The organism is Sphingopyxis sp. OAS728, from assembly GCF_014873485.1.
In the GTDB taxonomy this organism is placed as follows: Bacteria; Pseudomonadota; Alphaproteobacteria; order Sphingomonadales; family Sphingomonadaceae; genus Sphingopyxis.
Genome location: NZ_JADBDT010000001.1, coordinates 4,849,190 through 4,870,099, shown reverse-complemented (window position 1 = coordinate 4,870,099; position 20,910 = coordinate 4,849,190). Strand labels below are relative to the sequence as shown.

At 65.1% G+C, this 20,910-nt stretch carries 24 protein-coding genes; 12 read left to right on the top strand and 12 right to left on the bottom strand.

What is annotated here, in order from left to right; genetic code table 11:
- Positions 1–132: 132 nt before the first annotated feature.
- Positions 133–801 (bottom strand): DUF4197 domain-containing protein, encoded by a 669-nt coding sequence (locus tag GGC65_RS22965; RefSeq protein WP_225940970.1) that lies wholly within the window; start codon positions 799–801, stop codon positions 133–135.
- A 171-nt stretch (positions 802–972) separates the two neighbouring features.
- On the opposite strand from GGC65_RS22965, the gene GGC65_RS22960 reads away from it, so the two are divergent.
- Positions 973–1,875: a hypothetical protein gene (locus GGC65_RS22960; RefSeq protein ID WP_192649277.1), complete on the top strand. Its 903-nt coding sequence runs from the start codon at positions 973–975 to the stop codon at positions 1,873–1,875.
- Between the two features lie 25 nt (positions 1,876–1,900).
- On the opposite strand, the gene GGC65_RS22955 is transcribed toward GGC65_RS22960, so the two are convergent.
- Both GGC65_RS22955 and GGC65_RS22950 read right to left on the bottom strand, forming a co-directional pair.
- On the bottom strand, positions 1,901–3,685 hold the full coding sequence (locus GGC65_RS22955) for a sensor domain-containing diguanylate cyclase (RefSeq protein WP_192649276.1): 1,785 nt from the start codon (positions 3,683–3,685) through the stop codon (positions 1,901–1,903).
- A 78-nt stretch (positions 3,686–3,763) separates the two neighbouring features.
- On the bottom strand, positions 3,764–4,378 hold the full coding sequence (locus GGC65_RS22950; protein ID WP_192649275.1) for a TetR/AcrR family transcriptional regulator: 615 nt from the start codon (positions 4,376–4,378) through the stop codon (positions 3,764–3,766).
- A gap of 83 nt (positions 4,379–4,461) precedes the next feature.
- On the opposite strand from GGC65_RS22950, the gene GGC65_RS22945 reads away from it, so the two are divergent.
- Positions 4,462–5,904, top strand: coding sequence for a carotenoid oxygenase family protein (locus GGC65_RS22945; protein ID WP_192649274.1), 1,443 nt, complete (start codon positions 4,462–4,464; stop codon positions 5,902–5,904).
- Here the strand turns inward: GGC65_RS22945 and GGC65_RS22940 are convergent.
- Both GGC65_RS22940 and GGC65_RS22935 read right to left on the bottom strand, forming a co-directional pair.
- Complete coding sequence (locus tag GGC65_RS22940; RefSeq protein ID WP_192649273.1) at positions 5,825–6,685, bottom strand: NTP transferase domain-containing protein; 861 nt, start codon at positions 6,683–6,685, stop codon at positions 5,825–5,827. The two genes, GGC65_RS22945 and GGC65_RS22940, sit on opposite strands and share 80 nt — an antisense overlap.
- On the bottom strand, positions 6,682–7,707 hold the full coding sequence (locus GGC65_RS22935; protein ID WP_192649272.1) for a phosphoribosylglycinamide synthetase: 1,026 nt from the start codon (positions 7,705–7,707) through the stop codon (positions 6,682–6,684). Before GGC65_RS22935 ends, GGC65_RS22940 begins: the two co-directional genes overlap by 4 nt.
- Before the next feature lie 286 nt (positions 7,708–7,993).
- Between GGC65_RS22935 and GGC65_RS22930 the strand changes: the two genes are divergently transcribed.
- The gene (locus tag GGC65_RS22930; RefSeq protein ID WP_225940969.1) at positions 7,994–9,055 is read left to right on the top strand and encodes a hypothetical protein; all 1,062 of its coding nucleotides are present in this window, start codon (positions 7,994–7,996) and stop codon (positions 9,053–9,055) included.
- Between the two features lie 120 nt (positions 9,056–9,175).
- On the opposite strand, the gene rplL is transcribed toward GGC65_RS22930, so the two are convergent.
- Positions 9,176–9,550, bottom strand: coding sequence for a 50S ribosomal protein L7/L12 (gene rplL / locus GGC65_RS22925; RefSeq protein ID WP_192649270.1), 375 nt, complete (start codon positions 9,548–9,550; stop codon positions 9,176–9,178).
- Between the two features lie 58 nt (positions 9,551–9,608).
- A complete protein-coding gene (gene rplJ / locus GGC65_RS22920; protein WP_166941561.1) occupies positions 9,609–10,124 on the bottom strand; it encodes a 50S ribosomal protein L10 in 516 nt (171 codons plus the stop codon).
- 370 nt (positions 10,125–10,494) lie between these two features.
- On the opposite strand from rplJ, the gene GGC65_RS22915 reads away from it, so the two are divergent.
- From GGC65_RS22915 to GGC65_RS22895, 5 genes are all read left to right on the top strand, one after another.
- Entirely contained in the window at positions 10,495–10,938 is a 444-nt protein-coding gene (locus GGC65_RS22915) for an acetyltransferase (protein ID WP_192649269.1), read from the top strand.
- 100 nt (positions 10,939–11,038) lie between these two features.
- Positions 11,039–11,644, top strand: coding sequence for a PadR family transcriptional regulator (locus tag GGC65_RS22910; protein WP_413052747.1), 606 nt, complete (start codon positions 11,039–11,041; stop codon positions 11,642–11,644).
- Positions 11,644–11,961, top strand: coding sequence for a DUF2218 domain-containing protein (locus GGC65_RS22905; RefSeq protein WP_192649268.1), 318 nt, complete (start codon positions 11,644–11,646; stop codon positions 11,959–11,961). The genes GGC65_RS22910 and GGC65_RS22905 overlap by 1 nt, the downstream gene beginning before the upstream one ends.
- Before the next feature lie 91 nt (positions 11,962–12,052).
- Positions 12,053–12,577: a DUF2975 domain-containing protein gene (locus tag GGC65_RS22900; protein WP_192649267.1), complete on the top strand. Its 525-nt coding sequence runs from the start codon at positions 12,053–12,055 to the stop codon at positions 12,575–12,577.
- Positions 12,577–12,786, top strand: a complete 210-nt coding sequence (locus tag GGC65_RS22895; RefSeq protein ID WP_058539484.1) for a helix-turn-helix domain-containing protein — start codon at positions 12,577–12,579, stop codon at positions 12,784–12,786. The genes GGC65_RS22900 and GGC65_RS22895 overlap by 1 nt, the downstream gene beginning before the upstream one ends.
- 109 nt (positions 12,787–12,895) lie before the next feature.
- Here GGC65_RS22895 and GGC65_RS22890 read toward each other — a convergent pair whose 3' ends face one another.
- From GGC65_RS22890 to GGC65_RS22880, 3 genes are all read right to left on the bottom strand, one after another.
- Positions 12,896–15,697: a DUF3857 domain-containing protein gene (locus GGC65_RS22890; protein ID WP_192649266.1), complete on the bottom strand. Its 2,802-nt coding sequence runs from the start codon at positions 15,695–15,697 to the stop codon at positions 12,896–12,898.
- A gap of 85 nt (positions 15,698–15,782) precedes the next feature.
- Positions 15,783–17,183 (bottom strand): amino acid permease, encoded by a 1,401-nt coding sequence (locus tag GGC65_RS22885; RefSeq protein ID WP_192649265.1) that lies wholly within the window; start codon positions 17,181–17,183, stop codon positions 15,783–15,785.
- An 86-nt stretch (positions 17,184–17,269) separates the two neighbouring features.
- Positions 17,270–17,557: a 4a-hydroxytetrahydrobiopterin dehydratase gene (locus GGC65_RS22880; protein ID WP_192649264.1), complete on the bottom strand. Its 288-nt coding sequence runs from the start codon at positions 17,555–17,557 to the stop codon at positions 17,270–17,272.
- Positions 17,558–17,608: 51 nt separating this feature from the next.
- On the opposite strand from GGC65_RS22880, the gene GGC65_RS22875 reads away from it, so the two are divergent.
- From GGC65_RS22875 to GGC65_RS22860, 4 genes are read left to right on the top strand one after another with little or no spacing between them, the layout of a single operon-like run.
- Entirely contained in the window at positions 17,609–18,037 is a 429-nt protein-coding gene (locus GGC65_RS22875; protein WP_192649263.1) for a metallopeptidase family protein, read from the top strand.
- Entirely contained in the window at positions 18,034–18,618 is a 585-nt protein-coding gene (gene ccmA / locus GGC65_RS22870) for a heme ABC exporter ATP-binding protein CcmA (RefSeq protein WP_192649262.1), read from the top strand. Before GGC65_RS22875 ends, ccmA begins: the two co-directional genes overlap by 4 nt.
- Positions 18,615–19,262: a heme exporter protein CcmB gene (locus GGC65_RS22865; RefSeq protein ID WP_192649261.1), complete on the top strand. Its 648-nt coding sequence runs from the start codon at positions 18,615–18,617 to the stop codon at positions 19,260–19,262. The genes ccmA and GGC65_RS22865 overlap by 4 nt, the downstream gene beginning before the upstream one ends.
- Entirely contained in the window at positions 19,259–19,675 is a 417-nt protein-coding gene (locus tag GGC65_RS22860) for a VOC family protein (protein ID WP_192649260.1), read from the top strand. Before GGC65_RS22865 ends, GGC65_RS22860 begins: the two co-directional genes overlap by 4 nt.
- A gap of 51 nt (positions 19,676–19,726) precedes the next feature.
- Here GGC65_RS22860 and rplA read toward each other — a convergent pair whose 3' ends face one another.
- Positions 19,727–20,425, bottom strand: coding sequence for a 50S ribosomal protein L1 (rplA, locus tag GGC65_RS22855; protein ID WP_192649259.1), 699 nt, complete (start codon positions 20,423–20,425; stop codon positions 19,727–19,729).
- Positions 20,426–20,429: 4 nt separating this feature from the next.
- Positions 20,430–20,861, bottom strand: coding sequence for a 50S ribosomal protein L11 (gene rplK / locus GGC65_RS22850; RefSeq protein WP_058802936.1), 432 nt, complete (start codon positions 20,859–20,861; stop codon positions 20,430–20,432).
- Positions 20,862–20,910 lie beyond the last annotated feature (49 nt).

The window sequence follows — 20,910 nt, the reverse complement described above, 5'->3', positions numbered from 1 at the left end:
TCTTCCCGTTCGTGTCGAGCGAAGTCGAGACACCCATCGACGCAACGCCTAGCCCGAGGGGCATCTCGACTTCGCTCGATGCGAACGGGTTAGGTAGTGGATCGGCCGCAACCGGTCGTTAGCGGCGCATCCCTAAAACACGCCCTTCAACAACGCCGCTGGGTTCCGCCGCAGTGCCGCCTCCTCGCCCGCCATATAGTGAAAGATGCCCTTCAGCGCCTGATCGGTTACCGACCGCGTGAGCCCGTCGCGCGTGAGCCCCGCAGACGCCATCAATTGATTGCCCTTCGACAGCTGGTCGAGCTGGCGATAGGCGCCGACATTTTCAAGCGCCGATCCGATCAGCGGCGACACCTTCGTAAACAGCACGCTGCCCGCACTCGTCTGCAGATAGCGTGTCGCACCGTCGTTCTTCGTGACGAGCCCCGGCGCGTCGGTCCAGCGCAGATTGTCGATCGCGGCGCGAAACACCGGCTTCGCCTCGCCCGCGGCCCTGCCGCCGGCGTCGTTCAGGCTCTTGGTCAAATTTGTGGTGAGCCCCAGCTTGTCCCCCATGCCAAAAAGTTTGGAAGCCAGCTTCCCGCTCGCACCGGGCAACAGGATGCGCACCGCCGTATCGCGATAAAAGGCCCCCGGTTGCGCGAGCTTGTCGAGCGCGCCGTCGGACGCGCCGGCGATCAATCCCTTCACGCCGCTCTTCGGCAACTGCGCCAAGGCCCAGGGCGCGTGGATCAAGGCGACCATCCCGGCCGCGCCCGCAAGCAGCATCCGCCGCGCCATCATTGCTTCGTCCGGTTCCATGATGCGATCTCCACTGTCCCGCGTTCGACGACAAGCAGGTCTATCAGCAAATTGGCTGCCTGCCGATGCCGGAAACGGTACAAGCCAATGATCAGATTTCGGGCCTGAGTCCGACGCCCCGTACGGCGTAGTTTATCGGTCGAAGAATCCTGCCTATCACAAGGAAAACCCATGGCCGCCCCCATTCGCATCCTGCTCCAGACGACCATCCCCCCGATCGACGATGACTGGCATATCGGACGCTTCTCGATGCTCCGCGATTATCTGTCCGGCCTGACCGACGCGGATGGCCAGCCGTTATGCGCCGTGACCGCGCGCGACCGCACCGAGCCGGGCAGTCCGGATCCGGTCCTTTCGACGATCGATCAGTCCGACTATGACGAACTTTGGCTGTTCGCGGTCGATACCGGCGACGGCCTGACCGACGCCGATTGCGAGGCAATCAGCCGTTTCAGGGAAAATGGCCGGGGCCTGCTCGTGTCGCGTGACCATATGGACCTCGGCTGCTCGGTGTGTTCGTTGACCGGCGTTGGCAATGCGCATTTTTTCCATAGTAAGCGCCCCGAACCCGATCCGGCCCGCCATGTCGTGGACGACCGCGAAACGAGTTACATCCTCTGGCCGAATTATCATTCGGGCGCGAACGGCGATTTTCAGACGATCACCATCGCCGATCCGCCGCATATTCTGCTCAGCGATCCGTCGGCAGCCGATGGTCTGATACATTATCTGCCATCCCATCCCCACGAGGGAGCCGTCGGCGTCCCCGAGAGCGAGACCTCGGCGCGCGTCATCGCAACCGGCGTGAGCCAGGTGAGCGGCAATCGCTTCAACCTCGCGGTCGCGTTCGAACCGACCGCGGATGGCGGCCCGGCGCTTGCCCAATCCACCTTCCATCATTTCGCCGATTATAATTGGGACCCGGCGATGGGTTGCCCAAGCTTCGTCAGCGAGAAGCCCGGCGATGCGCTGGCCCATTCTCCGGACGCGCAACGATCGATCCGCCAATATGTCCGCAATCTGGCGATCTGGCTGGCGGGACGGTCGCTCGAGCGGGATGTCCGGACGCGATAGGACCGGCCCTCTTCGCCCGCGTCCATCAGGCCGCGCTGCGCAGCCGGTTTCGTCCTTCGCGCTTCGCGACATACAGCGCCTTGTCCGCACGGTGCAGCAGTTCCTCGACGTCGGCCTCGCCGTCATAGACCGCCAGGCCGACGCTGATCGTCGCGTTGGGCAAATCGTCTTCGGCGGCGGTGCCGGCCTCGACAGCCTTGCGAACGCGTTCGGCGACGATCTCGGCGGCTTGCGCGCTCGACCGCTGGAGAATGCAGACGAACTCCTCGCCGCCGATGCGGCCGACGATATCTTCCTCGCGCAGCGCCGCCTTGGCCCGCAGCGCGACGCGGCGGATCACCTGATCGCCTGCTGCATGGCCGTAGGTGTCGTTGATCCGTTTGAAATGATCGATGTCGAAAATCGCCACGGCAAGCGGCGCGCCATGGCTCTGCGCGCCCGCCAGCGCCCTTTCGAGCGTGGCCAGCGTGTGACGACGATTGGGCAGGCCGGTGAGCATGTCGGTGTTGGCGACGCGTTCGGCCGCGCTGCGCGCCGCCTCAAGAATCCGCGCATCTTCGACCGTCGCGGTCACATCCTGTACGGTTCCGAAAATGGCGACAGCCTTGCCGCCGCGCCCCATCTCGATCGATCCGTGCGATTTGACGTGCCGGATTTCGCCGTCGGTGCGCAATATCCGTCCCTGAAACTCGAACGGCTCGCCGGTGCGAACCGCCTCGGCCAAAATCTTGCGGACCGCCAGCCGGTCTTCGGCGACATATTGTTTGACGCTATAATCGACATCGACCGGACTTCCCGGCTCCAGCCCGTGGACGCGATAGGACTGGTCCGACCAGGTGATCGTCCAGTTGACAAGGTCGACGCGCCAATGCCCGACGAGCGCCACGGCTTCGGCCTGGAGCAGCCAGCGGTTGCTTTGTTCGAGCCGCTTCGCCAGCCGCTGGCGCCCGATCAGCAAGGATGCGAGCGGCAGCGTCGTGAACAGCAGGATGAGCAGGTAGAATTGCAGGAACAGGACGCGGGTTTTCTGTACGCCCTCGATCGCCGCGATCGGCCCATAGCCCTGCCCCGTCAGCAGCGACGCGATGATCGTGACGATCAGCATGCCTGCGGCGGCACCAAAGGGCCCCAACCGATAGGCAGCCGCGACCACCGCGATGCATGGAAGGAAGGTCACGGGAAATTGCGCTTGCGAGAAGCACGCGATGGTGACCAGCCCGGTGACCGTGAGGATCGCGGTCGCCTCGGCTTTCATCCGCGTCGATGCGTTGGTCAGCGCGTTCGTCCCGACCATGCGCGCCAGCATCACGATCGGCGGGGTCACGATCAGCATGCCGAGCAGGACCGTCGTCAGCCACGACAGGAAGAAATCCAGGCTTTTTCCGGCAAGTGCCCACGCAAGGAACGCGCTGGCCGTGCTCGCCGCAAACGCCGCGATGCAAAAACTGACGACCGAACGCGGCACCATGAACGACAATTCGCCCGGCTCGCGGCGCCGCATGATCCACAGCGCGAGCGCGGCTTCGCAACCGTTCGAGAATGTAAAGGCAAGGCACGACAGCAGCGGCGCCCCGCCATAGATATTGGCGCCCAGACTTGCCGCCACCATCCCCGCGAACGCCGCGACCCAAGCGCGCGCGGGCATCAGCAACAGCAGCGCGAGGAAATAGCCACTGGGCGGCCATACCGCGGCGATATTGTCGGCGCCCTTGGTGGCGTGGAGCGACAGGCTCGCAAGCAGAAAATATCCCGTTGCGGTCAGCAGGAACCAAAAGACCGCTTCGACTCTGGGGGTCAGCGACTGGGTCATGCCGTCAGTTAACCGAAAAGGGGAAAATAAACCGCTAATAATAATACCCACTCGCGGTGTCTTTTGCCGGGGGGGGGGTCAGCCAACCCCGCCAAAGGTCAATCCGACAACTTCGGCGACCTTGGCCTCATCCCATGCGATGCGCCGGTCGAGGATCAGCATCGCGAGGCCATGCACCAGCGCCCAGGCGTGCAGCGCTGCGGTATCGGGATCCTCGACGCCCGGAAGCGCCTCGCCCACTCCGGCGCGCAGCAAATTATAGGCAACCTCGCCGCCATCATTGCTCCCATCGGGACAACGTTCGGACATCTGGCGCGTGAAGCTCAGCCGGAACAGCGCGGGCTCGTCATGCGCAAAGCGGACATAGGCGATCCCCGTCGCCTTGAAGCCCGCGACCGCGCCGCCCGCTTTCAGCCACGCCTGCGCCTGCAGCGCGCCGAGCCGTCGCAGTCCTTCGTCGGCGAGCGCGTCGAGCAGCGCCTCCTTGTCGGGGAAATGGCGGTACAGCGCGGTCGCGCTCACCCCCACATCGCGGGCGAGCGCGCGCAGGCCGAGCTCGCCAGCGTCGCCCTCCGCCAGCCGCTTGAGCCCCGCCGCGATCACCGCCGCGCGCAGGTCGCCATGATGATAAGCGCCCGTCGCCTTCGCGCCGTCGCTTTTTATGTTGACGCTGTTATCTTTGCTTGCCATCATGTTGTCACTGTAAACATATCGAGTCGTCCGCACAAGCCCCACGCTACGCGGCACCTTCGACAACATCCGTAAGGAGCAACATCATGGCAAGCAACGTCGAAACCCTGATCCGCGGCGCTGTCGTCAAAGGCATCGGCAAGGTTGCCGACTTCAACCGCAAGCGCCTCCCCCGCCCCACCGACGCGCACCCCTTCCTCACCGGCATCCACAAACCGATGACCGAGGAGTTCACGCTGGAGGAATTGCGCGTCGACGGCGAAATCCCCGCCGCGCTGACCGGCCGCTACTTGCGTAATGGGCCAAACCCGGCTGCGGCGCCCGACCCCGCCAGCTATCACTGGTTCACCGGCGTCGGCATGGTCCACGGCATCCGTATCGAAGGCGGCAAGGCCGACTGGTATCGCAACCGCTGGGTCCGCGGCAGCGAAGCCTGCGCGGTGCTCGGCGAAGACCTGCCCCCCGGCCCGCGCGCCGAAAATAACGATGCGCCGAACACCAATGTCGTGGGCCTCGCGGGCCGCACCTTCGCGATCGTCGAAGCGGGCGGCAAGCCGGTCGAGCTCGGCTACGAACTGAGCACGATCGCGCACAACCCGTTCGATGGCACGCTGGTCGGCAGCTACACCGCGCACCCGCATCACGACCCCTTCACCGACGAGATGCACGCGATCACCTATCGCGGCGACGAACCCAACAAGGTCTGGCACGTCGTCCTCGACAAGGACGCGCACGTCATCCGCGAGGAAGCCATTGCGGTCAGCGATGGCCCGTCGATCCACGACTGTGCGATCACCGAAAATCATATGCTGGTCTTCGACCTGCCCGTCACCTTCTCGATGAAGATGCTGCTCGCCGGCTATCGCTTTCCCTATGCATGGAACGAGGCGCACCAGGCGCGCGTCGGCCTCCTCCGCAGGAAAGGCAGCGGCGATAGCATTATCTGGGTGCCCGTCGAGCCCTGCTATGTCTTCCATCCCGCCAACGCCTTTGAGACCGCCGACGGCAAGGTGATCGTCGACGTGGTCGCGCACGAAACGATGTTCGCGGAATCGAAACGCGGTCCCGACAGCCAGAAATCGCGCCTCGAACGCTGGACGATCGATCCGGTGGCGGGAACGACGACGCGCGCCGTCATCCACGATCATGCACAGGAATTTCCGCGCTACGACGAACGGCTGACAACGCGGCCCTATCGCTACGCCTACAGCATCGCGATTCCCGACGGGGAATCGACCGAGTGGGCGCTGGCCGAGACGCGGCTCTTCAAGCATGATCTGGAAGCGGGCACGACCGCCGTCCATGACTTCGGCGCCGGCCGCCACCCCGGCGAGTTCGTCTTTGTGCCGCGGAGCGCCGACGGCGCAGAGGATGACGGCTGGCTGATCGGGCTGGTGGTCGACATGAACCACGAGACGACCGAACTGGTCATCCTCAACGCCGATGACTTCAGCGGGTCACCGCAAGCTGTCGTTCACCTGCCGCACCGCATCCCGCCGGGCTTCCACGGAAACTGGGTCGCGGATTGACGATATCGGGGCGCTTCATCAGCGCCTCGGTCACCCGCAGCGACCCTTCATTATCGACATCGATCGCCGTCGCCCCGTTGCTGACCAGCAGCGGGGCGATTTCGACGTCCAGATGGCGCGAGATGCGCTGAAAGATGTGGTGGATCGGACCAAGGCCGAACCGGAAGCGGAGCAGGTTGATAAGGCCGAACGCGTGCATCACGCGAAACGGCTTCTTGACGAACTGGCCGCCGCCGCGAAACGCCTCCGCTGCGCGCAGCGCATTCGGATGCCCGATCCAATAGGCGTTGCAGTTCGACACCGCGACGTCTGAAAATTCGTAAAAGCGCCGCTGGCCCTCGGGATGAACCGCCAGCACATCCTCGCGCCGCGCCAGCGCCACGCCGGCATCGGCGCCGAGCCGTTCCGCCTCGGCTTCGATCTCGGTGATCGTCGCAGGGGTGAGCAGGCAATTGTCGGCGGTTGTGATGAGCAGCGGAAAGCCGGCGATGCCCGCGATCGCGAGAACCGAATCCGCAAGATTGTCGGCCGCAGGCACGACGACCAACCGATCGCCGAGCAGATCGACGACCGGATCCGTCAGGTCGCCGAGCAGGTCCGCGTGATGCGTGGATACGAAAACCTGCCCTGCGCGGCTATCGGCCGCGCTTTCCAGCACATGCGCGATCATCGGCCGCCCGGCGACCGGAACAAGGCATTTATCGGCGACGCCATGCGCCTCGGCGAGCGCGTCGACGGCACCGGGGCGGCGGCCCGCGAGGATCAGGATCGACCCGCTCACGCGGCGTTCCGCTGCGCCGCGGGAGCGATCTGGCGGAGCATGCTTTCGGCGACGATCGTCTCGATCAGCGACGCGTGCGTGAAGCCCGCAGAGACCGCCGAGCGCGAGAAGAGTTTTTCGGACCACAGGTTGCAGTTGAGATTGACCTCGAGCAGCCGGACGTCGCCCGTCGCATGATCGACGCGAAACTCGAAGCGGCCGTAATCGAACGGGCGGAAGATGTCCGCCATGCGCCTTGTATAGTCGGCGATCTGGTCGCCGATCGCCGGATCGTCGAAGCGCTTGATGCAATATCCGACATTACCGACCAGATCGCGCTTTTCCTGATAGGTACGAAGCTGGGTCGGATCATCCTGCTCGAAGATCATCATCGGCAACATTGCCGGTTCCCCATCCAGCGTGATCACCGGCACCTCGATATCGCTGCCGTCGATAAAGGGCTCGACGAGCGCGTCGTGATCGAGCGCGTGGATTTCGAGGATCGCCTGCGCGAGTTCGACGCGGTCGTGCGCATCGCGGACGCCCCACGAGGCCGAGCTGTTGTTCGGCTTGATCACCCAGCGCCGCGCCGGCGGGCAGCGTGACACGTCGACCGGCGCCCCGCGTCGGAACAAGGCCCAGGGCGCCGTCGGCACGCCGCGCGCCGCGGCCTCCAGCTTGGTCAGATGCTTGTCGTCGGACAGCCCGCGCACGATCGGCGATGCGCCCAGATAAGGCAGGCCGTGCTGGTTGCACAGCAAAGGCAGCAGCATTTCGGAATTGAAGAAACCGCCGCGATTGAGCAGCGGAAAGACGAAGTCCGCGGCGGGTCTGTCGAACAGCGCGGCATAGCTGTCGGCGATCAGCAGTTCGATGCCGAGCCCCTCGAGCGTCTCGCGCATCTCGCGGTGGTAAAGCGCATGATTGCCGTCATCGGAATGGAGCCCGCCAGTCCAGCGCGCATGCTTCGCAATGAATAGAAGCCGCTGCGTGTCGCGCAGATGGTTCGGCAGCCGGGTCGGCGAGAGATCGGTCGTTTTCATGCGCGGCGTTGACCACGCCGAGGTTGCGCAGGGATGACGAATTGGTGACTGGCATGCCACCAAAGCGCAAGATCAGTGTCATTATAATGCGTTCCGCCCCGGAAATGCGGGCTTGCAAACAAGCCTTTGCCGGCAACGTGACCTTCGTCGCCTGACCGCAAAAATGGTTGCTGGCGACGTTGAGCGGCACCGAAATCTTCGCCGCGCCGTTCGACGAACACGGCTCATCCCGGAATCGGCGCTTTCCGGGCAGCACTTTCGCCCGCCGGTTCGTTCGTCCTTCACTATGACAAAGAATATCGCCCTCTCCCGCCCCGCCATGAGCGCGATTGCCGCGTTCCTGGTTCTTTCCACCCCCAGCGCTTTTGCGCAGGAAACGCCGACGGTTACGATGACGCCGCCGGTTGCAGCGCCGACGCCGCAAACCCCGCCGACGGTGGCCGAGCCGAGCACGACTGCGCCGAGCACGACCGCACCCGTCGCGACGCCCCAGGCAAGCCAGCCCCCGGCCCCGACCCCGGTGATCCGTGTGCCGCTCGATATTGCGCCCGAAACAACCGCTCCGGCGCCCAAGGCCGCCGAACGTGCCGCCGCCCCTGCCCCGCGTGCAGAGCGCACGGCGCAGCGTACCCGTCCCGCAGCCACGGCGCCGGCCGCTGCGGCACCGGTGGCAGCAACGCCCGCCGCCGCGCCGGCAACCGATGCCCCGCTCCTTGACGAAGCGGGCCCGATCGCGGCACCCGTGACGACCGCCATCGAACCCGTCGCCGAGCCGGCGCCGGTCGCCGTTGAACAGGTAAATACGACCGGAAACGAGTTTCCGTGGGAGCTCGCCGGCGGTGCCGCCGCGCTGCTTATCGTCGGCGGTCTTGGCCTCGCCTATGCCCGTCGCCGCCGCACCGCGGGCGAGGTTTATGAAGAAGCGCCGACCTATGAATATGAGCGCACGACCGCCGCTGAACCGGCGACCGCCAGCACCCAGCAATGGGTCACGCCCGCTTACGCCCCGCGTGAGCAAGTCGCTCCGCGAACCGTTCCCGCTTTCGCCGCAGCGCCGAGCGGCAGCATGGGTCGTCACGAAGCGATGGCACTCGCCGGTCCGACCGACGACAATCCCTTTGCGACGCTCCGCAAGCGCCTGAAGCGCGCCCGCTTCCTCGATCGTCAGGAACGCACCGCCTATGACGAGACGCTGGCTGGGCAGAAGGATATGGCCCGCAAGCCGGTCAGCGCCTGGGAAATTGCCCAGCGCCCCGCCCCGGCGGTGCAGGAGCAGGAAGTTCGTCGCCCCGAACCCGCGCGCGTCCGGACTTCTACCAGCTTCCGTCCGGGCTATTCCAAGAACTAGGCCGGACACTCTGCGGTGGTCCCCTCACCGCATAGAAAAAGGGCGGTGCCTCGCGGCACCGCCCTTTCTCATTTTTCGCTGGAACCCGGCGGATGAACCCGCCGGCCCCTCGCCAACTGATTACTTCAGTTCGACGGTCGCGCCGGCGGCGAGCAGCTTGGCCTTCAGCTCTTCAGCTTCAGCCTTGTTGACGCCTTCCTTGACGGCCTTCGGTGCGCCTTCGACGAGCGCCTTGGCTTCGCCAAGACCCAGGCCGGTGATCGCACGGACTTCCTTAATCACGTTGATCTTGTTGCCGCCGTCACCCGTCAGGATGACGTCGAATTCGGTCTGCTCTTCAGCAGCCGGGCCAGCGGCAGCGGCCGGTCCAGCGGCGACAGCAACAGCAGCGGCAGCCGAAACGCCCCACTTTTCTTCGAGCATCTTCGACAGGTCAGCCGCTTCGAGGACGGTCAGCGCCGACAGTTCTTCAACGATCTTTGCAAGATCAGCCATGTTCATTCTCCATCAGAACCGGGATATCCCGGTAGTAAGTTTCAGGTTTAGTTCGAAATCACGCTGCTTCTTTGGCGGCATATGCGCCAAAAACCCGCGCCAACTGGCCCGCCGGGGCTGCGGCAATCTGCGCAACCTTGGTGGCCGGAGCCTGCACCAGACCGATGATCTTGGCGCGGAGCTCGTCGAGCGAGGGAAGCGAAGCAAGCGCTTTGACGCCATTCACGTCGAGGACCACGTCGCCCATGCCGCCGCCAACGATTTCAAGCTTGTCGTTGGTCTTGGCAAATTCCACGGCGATCTTGGCAGCCGAGACCGGGTCGGTCGAGGTTGCGAGAGCCGTGGGACCGGTCAGCAGTTCGCCGATACCGGTGTAGGACGTGCCATCGAGCGCGATTTTGGCAAGACGGTTCTTCGTGACGCGAAAGTCGGCCCCTGCGTCGCGCATCTGCTGGCGCAGCACCGTCGACTGAGCGACGGTCATGCCGAGGTTGCGGACGACCACAACAGCAGCAGCTGATCCCAGCGTAGCGTTCAGCGAGGATACGGCTTCGGCCTTTTCCGTACGATCCATGCCTATACTCCACTCATCTGCCCGGATGCGCCCGCGCCGAAACGCACGCGCCGCCGGGCGGCTAACACACGCAAAGACAGACGCGAGCCAAGGCTCGCCTGCATTTGCGCAACGATGTCCGATGGGGTCGGTCAAGACGCGTCGCCTGATCAAACAGGCGGGCGACCGAAAAAGACTGTTCCCCGTCTCGGCTGGAAATTAAGAAGGGCAAATCCCCTTCACCAACTGTCTCGGACGGAATTGCCTCGGCCGGAGCCTTGGCAACACGGGGGCGCTAATAGCGTCAGCGGGCGCAGAGTCAAGGCCCGTCCACGATTTCCGCCGCGTTTCCCGCTTGGCGCACCGGCTCGCCATCACTAGAGACGCGACCATGTTCCGCATCCGCCAATCCACCCCCGCCGATGGACCGCGCGCCGTCCAGATCTGGCGCGATGCCGTCGACGCGACGCACGACTTCCTGACGGCCGCAGATCGCGTGGCCATCGAAGCCGAAGTCCAATCCTTCCTGCCCGCAGCACCGCTCTGGCTGGCGGTCGATGCAGAGGACCGGGCGATCGGCTTCATGCTGCTCGACGGATCGAGCATGGAGGCCCTGTTCATCGACCCGGCGCATCGCGGCGCCGGTGTCGGGCGCGCGCTGGTCGCGCATGCGCTGGAACATCATCCGATGCTGACGACCGAAGTGAACGAACAGAATGGACAAGCCGTCGGCTTTTACGAGCGCCTAGGTTTCGTGCCCACTGGCCGGTCGGAGCGCGATGGCCAAGGACGCGCCTACCCGCTGATTCACCTGCGCTTCGCGCGCAAGAGCTGATCGCTTCTCATTTCCGTCGAGAATTTTTCCTGAAGCCCCTTGCGCATCCTTTCTTAAGATATATCTTAGACGCATCTAGAATCACTCTAAGGAACGACAAATGATATTCTACGCAAAAATGGAAGGCCGCGGTTGCGGCGGGCGGCACGCGATGCATCGCGGCGGGCGCGGGTTCGGACATGGCTTTGGCCATGGCTTCGGCGGCGGTGGCCGTCGCGGCGGCGGCCGGGGCGAGCGCGGTGAGCGGCGGCGGATGTTCGACGGCGGCGAGCTGCGGCTCGTGCTCTTGAAGCTGATCGCCGACGAACCACGCCACGGTTATGACCTGATCCGCCACATCGAGGAACTGACCGGCGGCAGCTATGCACCGAGCCCGGGGGTCATCTATCCGACCCTGACGATGCTCGACGACATGGGCCTGATCGAGGCGCAGCAGAGCGACAGCGCGAAAAAGCTGTTCGCGATCACCGACGCCGGCCACGCCGAACTTGAAGCCAATAGCGAAATCGTCGAAGCCGCGCTTGTGCGCCTGAGCGCGGTGGGCGAAGAAACCCAGCGCACGGACTCGGCTTCGGTGCGCCGCGCGATGGGCAATCTGCGGCAGGTGCTGATGAACCGGCTCGGCGACCGCGATCTCGAGAACGACACGCTGCACGATATCGTCGCGCTGATCGACGAAGCCGCGCAGAAGATCGAGCGCCTGTGATGGTGAGCGCGATCGCAAACACCCCCACCGCGCACGCGAGCAAATATCTCCAGCAGCTCTGCAAGCACTGGCAGCATAACCTCGCGGTCGAATTCACCCCCGAGCATGGCACCGTGACCTTCCCGAAGGACGCGCGCGGCGCCACCTGGGCAGGCGACGCGCTCGTGACCTTCGATGCGGGCCCCGACGCCCTGTCGGTCCGCATCGACGCCAGCAGCGACGAACATGTCGAGGCGATGAAGGGCGTCGTCGCACGGCATCTCGACCGCTTCGCGTTCCGCGAGGCGCCGCTCAGCTTCCCCTGGCAGGCCATCTGATACCGAATTATCGTTTTTCGATATTATCGATTGACGATAAGGCGGCGAGGCAATATATCGTTCTTCGATAAGTAAATCATCGGAGAACGATATGCCTGCCGATCATTCGACCTTGCTGGGCGTGACCCGCGGCCTGCTCTGGCTGATGCTGGCGCTCGTCGCGGCCGCCATCCTGTTTGTCCTCGGCTCTGCCGGGGCGCTGATCGTGATGTGGCCCGACATCGCGGCTGAGGCGAAGAACAGCGCCGTCTTCCTCGACGCCGGCGCGATGCGGCCGCAGCTCTTTGCGTTGCTCGGCATCCTCGCGGCGATCCTTGCCGTCGCCATCTATATTCTGCGCCAGCTCCAGGCGCTCGTCGCGAGCGCGGCGTCCGATCCTTTTGTTCCCGCCAACGCATCGCGCCTCCGCCGCATCGGCTGGGCGCTCGTCGCAACACAGCTTCTCGCCTTCCCGCTCGGTTGGGTGGCGAGCAACATCGCGGTATCGACCAGCAAGTTCGCCAATATGGGCGGCCTCGATCTGCAGGGCATCCTCGCGATCCTGCTCGCCTTCGTCCTCGCGGCGGTCTTCGAACGCGGCGCCGCGATGCGCGACGAGCTGGAAGGGACTGTGTGATGGCGATCGTCGTGAAACTGGACGACCTGCTCCACGCCAAGCGGATGACGTTGACCGACCTCTCCGACCGCATCGGCATCACCCTCGCCAATTTGTCGATCCTCAAGACCGGAAAGGCCAAGGCGATGCGCTTTTCCACGCTCGAGGCGATCTGCACCGAACTGGATTGCCAGCCCGGCGACTTGCTGGCTTTCGAAGCCGATAGCTGAAAACGGCGCGGCGAAACTCGGCCCCGCTCCGCCTCCCCGGTCGGAGCGGGGCCTTCTCTATTGGAAGAGCGTCCTCAGCGAATTGTTCGACTGATCGTGGCGGCGCGCGTCAGGGTTTGAGACCGAAGCGCGCATAGTCGCGTTCGGTCGACGGCGACATCTGACGTGCGACCGCAAGGTCGACCGCCGCATCCTCCGTCTGCCCCATACGCTTCTTGACGATCGCGCGGAGAAAGCGGCTCGATCCCATTCCGGGCACTTGCGACAGTGCCGCGTCGAGGTCGCGCAACGCATCCTCGTCGCGGCCTAGCCGCATCCAGACGAGCGCGCGGCTGTCAAGGATCTGCGCGGTGCTGTCGCTGAGCTCCATCGCCGAGGTGCAGTCCTTGAGCGCGGTATCCATCTGGACATTGCGCGTCGCCTTGATCCAGCAGCGGGCGTTGAGCAGGGTCGGCACCCCGGGCTTGGCCGCAATCAGGGCGTCCAGTTCGGAAATCGCGGCGGCGGCATCGCCGAATTCGCCGACCACCGTCGCTTTTGCCATACGATAATCGTCGCGGGTCTTGCCGCCGAGCGCGATGCGTTCGTCGAGCATCGCCGAAGCCTTGGCGACATCGCCGCGCTCGGCGATCAGCATCGCGACCGAAAAAACCGCGCCCTGCGAAGCGGGGTCGAGCTTGCGCGCCTCCTCGGCATCGGCGAGCGCGCCCGCGATATCGCCCAGTTCCTTGCGCACCGCCGAACGGGCGAGATAGGCCTCGACCGACGGCAGAAGCGCGATCTGCTTCGTCAGCGCCGCGATCGCGCCCTTATAGTCGCCGATCCCCTGGTGGAAGGATGCGCTGCTGGTCAGCGCGGTGACATTTTCCTCGTCCGCTTCCGCCGCCGCCTTCGCAAAAATGGCGCTCGCGGCCTTGAGCTGCGACACCGATCCGGCGCCCTTCAGATTCCAGCGCCGCCGTGCATCGGCCGGCGCCACCATGCGCGGCGCGCGGGCGAGCAACGTCACGGCGCGGTCGCGTTCGGCGGCGATCTGCGCCGCCGGGATTTCGCGGCCGGCGGTCGCGAACCATTCGTCGACGGTCACCACGCCGCCTTCCATGCTCGCCGTTCTCTTCACATCATAGCCTGCGACCTGCGCGTCGACCGCTGGATCGCCCTCGATCGTATAGCCGCGCCCGCCGTCGGGCAGGCGAATGCGCATCCGGTAGTGCGCGAGGTCGGGGGCGGCCGTTGCGACGGGGATGTCGGCCCACGACGCCCGGGCGCGATCGGGTTCGAAGCCGATCATGCTGGATGAGCGCGACATCCAGCGTTCCATGCGCTGGTCGTCGCGGCGCCATCCGGTGGTGAAGACGCCCTTGCCCTTGATCGTGATGCTGCCCGCTTCGGCATCGGTGGTCGTGGTCAGCGCATCATATTGCGCCTCGCCGACATAATGCTGGAGAAATTTCTCGGTCAGCTCGCGCTGCTCCTTGGCACCGAGCTGCGAACTCGCCAGCGTCATCAGGCTCGCGAGCTGCCCGCGCACGACCATCGTCAGGTCGATCACCGACGGCAGGTCGACGCTCGTGCTTTCGTCGGCATCGAGCGTCAGGTCGACGATCGGGCGCGCGGGCGCACGCAGCGCGATCTTGACCAGCTCGGCGCCACCGGTCCGCACCGGCAGCACATGGCCGAACGGCGGCGTATCGCGAATGTCCGCAAGCCGCGCGCCCAAGCCGGTCCCGTCGAGCCACAGCGTTTCCCCGCCTACCTTCGCGCCTACGATGACATGGTTGAACGCCAGCGCGCTCGGGATGCGGCGCTCGACCAGCTCGCCCATGTCCGCGTGGGCGAGCACGGCTTCGGCCTCGATATCCATGGCATGGAGTATGGCGAGGAGGAGCAAGGTTTTTGCCTTGCAGTCGCCGTAGCGCACGTCCCACGTCTTTGCCGGGGTCTGCGGCACATAATTGCCGCCGTCCATGCCGACCGCGAGATAGCGGACCTTGTCCTGCACCAGTTGCAGCGCCATCGCGGTCCGCTTCAGCGGATCGTCGGTCGCTGCCTTGATCGTCGCGACCTCGCCGGCAAGCGCGCTGCCCGCGGCGATCGTGCCGTCGGTCGCATAAAGCGGCGCCATGATCTTCGACACGTCGGCCCAGCTCGCGAAGGTTGACGCCTCGATCAGCGGCAGGCGCTGGAAACGCCCCGGCGCGTCCTGGGGAATTTCGGTGAGCTTCGCGATCGGCATGACGATCGGAAGTTCCGAAAATTCGCCGGCGCGTTTCGGCTTTGCGTCGACATTGCCGCTCAGCACCTTCCACTGGGTGGCGTCGCCGGTTCGCCAGGACAATTTATACGAGGCGGCCTTGATCGGCGCCGGTTCGGCGATCAGCGGCAGCGCAAGCTGAGCGCGACCGCCCAGCGCCGCATCTTTGACCGTCGTCGACATGCGGACGCGCAGCACATCGCCGACGCGCAAGCCTTCGACCGCAAGCGTCGCCGACAAAATGCCGGTCAATTCGCGTTGTTCAAGCGCCTGCTCGCGGCGCAGGACGGTGAATTTCTGTCCGCCCGCAAGCGCATCGATTTCTTCGCCATTCCTGATAATCGCAACCTGGTGGATGATCAGATCGCCCTTGTCGGGCGCCCAGGCAAGCGTCAGATTGCTGCTTTGCGACAGCGCTTCGGGCGTATCGAGCTTGAGCGCCGTGTCGACATAGTTCCACACTGTCGCACCATCGACCCGCTGCTGGACGTCGTAGAGGACCGGCCCGGCGACCGCGCTGCCCGCCGCGGTGTCGGGAAGCTTGGCGACGGTGACCCACCCAGGCGCGGGCTCATAAAGCGGCTGCTCGCCCGCCCAGGCGATCTGCGCAGGCACAAGGACGACGGCGACACAAGCCGCGCCACGCCAGATATTCATCACCCTGTTTCCCCCGTAACTTCCTGTTCGCCCTGCCAAATCACTGCACCGCCAAGCGGCTCGATGCAATCGCCTTTACCACCAATCAGGCGATGACCGCATTGCGCCGGGCGTAAAGGAAATAGGCGCCGAGGCCTGCGACATTCCAGACGAGGAACCACAGCTGGGTCTGCGCCGGCAGGCTGAAGAACAGATAGATGCATCCAAGCACCGCGATGCCGCCGACCACCCATGGCAGCGGCGTACGGAAAGTGCGCGGCGCATCGGGCGCGCGTCGGCGCATGATGAGCATGCAGATCGACACTGCGGTGAACGCCGCAAGCGTTCCAGCGTTCGCAAGTGCCGCCAGTTCGCCCAGGGGAATGAAGCCCGCGAGCACCGCGACGACGATTGCGGTAAAGATCGTGATCCGCACCGGCGTCCCGCGCGACGACAGCTTGGCAAGGCCGGCAGGCAACAGCCCGTCGCGCGCCATGGTGAAGAAGATGCGGCTTTGGCCATAAAAGAAGGCAAGGATCACGGTCGGCAGCGCGATGATCGCCGAGACGGCAAGATATTGCGCCGCGAGCGGGCTCCCGAGTTCGCGCAGGATCAGCGCCAGCGGCTCGGGGCTGTTGGCGAAGCGCGTGTAGGCAATGGCGCCCACCGCGGCAACGGCGACGCCGATATAGATGACGACGCAGGCGAACATCGATCCGACGATGCCGATCTTGAGGTCGCGGTCAGGATTCTTGGCTTCCTCGGCCGCGGTGGCGATCGCGTCGAACCCATAAAAGGCGAAAAAGATGATCGCCGCGGCAGCCATCACACCGCGCTCGACCCCATCGGGACCGAGATGCTTCGCAAAGCCATAGGGGCTGAACGGCTCGAGATTGGCGGCGTTGAACGCGGGCAGCGCGACCGCGACGAACACGACCAACGCGACGATTTTCACGAGCACGAGGATCGCGTTGAGCGTCGCACTCTCGCGCGTGCCGACGAGCAGCAGCCCGGCGACGACCGCGATGATCGCAATTGCCGGCATGTTGACGATGCCGCCGAGCTCCGGCCCCTGCATCAGCGCCATCGGGACGCCCGCCCAAGCCTCCAGCAATGGCGCCGCATAGCCCGACCAGCCGACCGCTACCGCGCTCACCACCAGCGAATATTCGAGGATGAGGCTCCATCCGACAATCCACGCGAGCAGTTCGCCGATCACGACATAGGAATAAGTATAGGCACTGCCCGAAGCCGGGATCATCGTCGCCATTTCGGCATAGGCGAGCGCCGCGCAGGCGCAGATCAGCCCGGCGATAGCAAAGGACAGGATTACCGCGGGACCCGCTTTGTCGGCGCCGACGCCGATCAACGTAAGGATGCCCGTACCCACGATCGCCCCCACGCCGAGCGCGATCAGGTGCGGCCAGCCTAGCGTTCGCGCGAGCGCCTGCTCACCCTCGCGTCGTTCCGGAACGATCGGTTTGCGGCGGAACAGGCTATCGGTCATGCGGCTGGGCTCCCCTGGGGCATTATGCTGTGCTTGGCGCCGCTTGTAAGGGAGTGACGCGTCAGCGCAAGATAACAACAACCTCGTCAGAGAAGCGCTTCGATCGCCTCGGCCAGCTTCGCGTCGCGTTCCGACAATCCGTCGGCGTCGTGCGTCGTCAGCAAGATGTCGACGCGATTATAGACGTTCGACCATTCGGGATGATGGTCCATCTTTTCGGCGATGATCGCGACACTCGCCATGAAGCCGAAGGCCTGCGCGAAATCGGCGAACTTGAACTGCCGGGTGATCGCGTCGCGTTTCGGTTCATGCGTCCATTCGGGGAAACGGGCGAGCAGCGCGCTGCGGGCGTCTTCGTCTAGTTTCTGGACCATGATTTATCTCCCGCTAGCCAATGTCGTGCGCCCGCCATAAGGAAGGGTGACATGACCGACAAGTCTGCCCTCGCCCGATTGCCCGCCGGCTGGACCGGAGGCGCGCCCGACGCCGATGCACTCTTTGCGATGGCCGAGGCCGCGCTCGAAACCATGCCTGCGGTCTTTGCGCCGCATATCGAGGGTGTCGTCATTTCGATCGAGGAATTCGCCGACGACGAGATGCTGGCGTCGCTCGATATCGAGCATCCCTACGAACTCACGGGTCTCTATGAAGGCCGTCCGCTGACCGAGCGCAGCATCGACCAGAGCGGCGGCATGCCCGACCGCGTTACCCTCTATCGCATCCCGATCCTCGTCGAATGGATCGAGACCGGCGAGCGGCTCGACACGCTGGTGCGGCATGTGCTGATCCATGAGATCGGGCATCATTTCGGTTTTTCGGACGACGATATGCACGCGCTTGAGGATATGGCGTGACGGCGTTGCTGCTGCTCGACCGGGTGGCGTGCATTCGCGGCGACCGGCTGCTCTTCGAGAATTTGTCGCTGGAGCTGAAGCGCGGTGAGGCGCTGTGGCTGCGCGGTCCCAATGGTGCCGGCAAGTCGAGCCTGATCCGCTTGGCCGCAGGACTGCTGCGCCCCGCCGCCGGCACGATCGAACGCCGCGAGCGTGTTGCGTTGATCGACGAGGCGGCGGCGCTCGACGCCGAGCAGCCGCTGCGCCGCGCGCTCGATTTCTGGGCGCGCGTCGATACGGTCGACGGCCATACGGTCGACCGCGCGATGGACGAGATGGCGCTCGCGCCGCTCGCCGAGGTGCCGGTGACGATGCTGTCGACCGGCCAGCGCAAGCGCGCCGCGATGGTGCGCGTGATCGCGAGCGGCGCGCCGATCTGGCTGCTCGACGAGCCCGCGAACGGCATGGACGATGCGGCGCTGGCGCGGCTGGTGACGGCGATTGCGAAGCATCGGTCGAATGGCGGGGCGGTGTTGCTCGCGTCACATTTCGCGCTCGGCATCCCCGATCTCGCCGAGCTCGACATGGGCGCGCTCGCATGACGGCGCTGATCGCCCTCTTCTGGCGCGACCTGCGCCGCGCATGGGGCAGCGGCGCGCTGTGGCTGCCGGTGCTCTTCTTCCTGCTCGTCGCGACCGCCTTTCCCTTTGCGGTCGGGCCCGACGCGCCACTGCTGCGCCGGGCGGGCGGCGGGATGGTGTGGGTCGCAGCATTGCTCGCGGCGCTGCTGCCGATCGACCGGCTGGTGAAGCCCGACAGGGATGCGGGGGTGCTCGACCAGCTCGCGGTGCGGGGTTTCGCCGACGAGGTTATCGCGGCGGTCAAGATCGCCGCGCATGCCATCGGTTTCGGGCTGCCGCTGATGATCGCGCTGTTTCCGGCGTCGGCGCTGCTGGCGCAGGATGCGGGGCGCGTCGAACTGCTCGCGACAGGCATCGCCATCGCCATCCCGGCGCTCGCCTCGCTCGCGGTGCTGAGCGCATCGCTGACCGCGAACCACAAGGGCGGCAGTGCGATCGGCGGGCTACTCGTCCTGCCGCTCGCGGTGCCGATGCTGATCTTCGGCGCGGGGATGCTCGATCCGTCGGGACGCGGCGCGATCAAGCTGTTGGCGGCGACGAGCCTGCTGCTGACGGTGATCGGCCCGTTCGCGGCGGGCGCGGCGATGCGCGGCCTCCGCGAATGACCCGCCAGTCGCTCGCGCATATCGCGCTCGTCGTGCGCGATTATGACGAGGCGATCGACTTTTATGTCGGAACTCTGGGCTTCACGCTGGTCGCCGACGATTATCAACCGGAGCAGGACAAGCGCTGGGTGCTCGTCGCACCGCCGGGCAACCCCGAATGCGGCGCAACGATCCTACTCGCGCGCGCTGCGAACGACGAACAGGCGGCTTTCATCGGAAACCAGTCGGGCGGGCGCGTCTTCCTGTTCCTGCAGACCGACGATTTCTGGCGTGACTATCAGCGCCTGCAGGGCAAGGGCGTGCGGATCGAGCGCGAGCCGCTGGAGGCCGACTATGGCACCGTTGCGGTGTTTCTCGACCTTTATGGCAACAAATGGGATCTGATCGAGTTCGCCCCGGCGAGCCGCGCATAAGAAAAGGGCCGGAGTTTCCCCCGGCCCTTCCCTAATTCATTGCGGTGCCAATCAGGCGCCGGTCACGTCGGCCGTATCGACCTTCACGCCCGGGCCCATCGACGACGACAGGGCGATCTTGCGGACATATTTGCCCTTCGCGCCGGCCGGCTTCGCCTTGACAATCGCGTCGACGAAGGCATCGAAGTTCTGGCGGAGCTTTTCCTCGCCGAACGACAACTTGCCGAGGCCGGCGTGGATGATGCCCACCTTTTCGACGCGGAATTCGATCTGACCGCCCTTGGCGGCCTTCACGGCTTCGGCGACGTTCGGGGTCACGGTGCCCAGCTTCGGGTTCGGCATCAGGCCCTTCGGACCCAGCGTCTTACCGAGGCGGCCGACGATGCCCATCATGTCCGGCGTCGCGATGACGCGGCCATAGTCGAGGTTGCCCGCGAGCATGTCTTCCATCAGGTCTTCGGCACCGACCTTGTCGGCGCCGGCGGCCAGCGCCTTGTCGGCGTTGTCGCCGCGCGCGAACACGGCAACCTTGACGTCCTTGCCGGTACCGGCGGGCAGCGTCACGACGCCGCGGACCATCTGGTCGGCGTGACGCGGGTCGACGCCGAGGTTGATCGCGACTTCGAGCGTTTCGTCGAACTTGGCCGAGGCCAGGTCGCGAACGGTCTTCAGCGCTTCGTCGACGGTGTGCAGCTTCAGGCTGTCAACCTTGCCCTCGAGGGCCTTCTGCTTCTTGGTCAGCTTTGCCATGGGGTCAGCCCTCCGTCACTTCGAGGCCCATCGAGCGCGCGCTGCCCTCGATGATCTTCGTTGCCTGTTCCAGATCGTTCGCGTTGAGATCCTTCATCTTGATCTCGGCGATTTCGGTCAGCTTCGAGCGGGCGATCTTGCCACCGCTGATCTTGCCCGGCTCCTTCGAACCCGACTTGAGGTTCGCGGCCTTCTTGATCAGATAGGTTGCCGGCGGCGTCTTCGTGACGAACGAAAAGCTCTTGTCGGCGAACACGGTGATGATGGTCGGGGTCGGGGTGCCCTTTTCCAGACCGTCGGTCGCAGCGTTGAACGCCTTGCAGAATTCCATGATGTTGACGCCGCGCTGACCCAGTGCCGGCCCAAGCGGCGGCGACGGGTTGGCGGTGCCGGCGGGCACCTGCAGCTTGATGTAGCCGCTAATCTTCTTAGCCATGATGGCCTCCTGTCTTTCTGTCGCCCCGGACGGATCCGGGGCTCAAAAT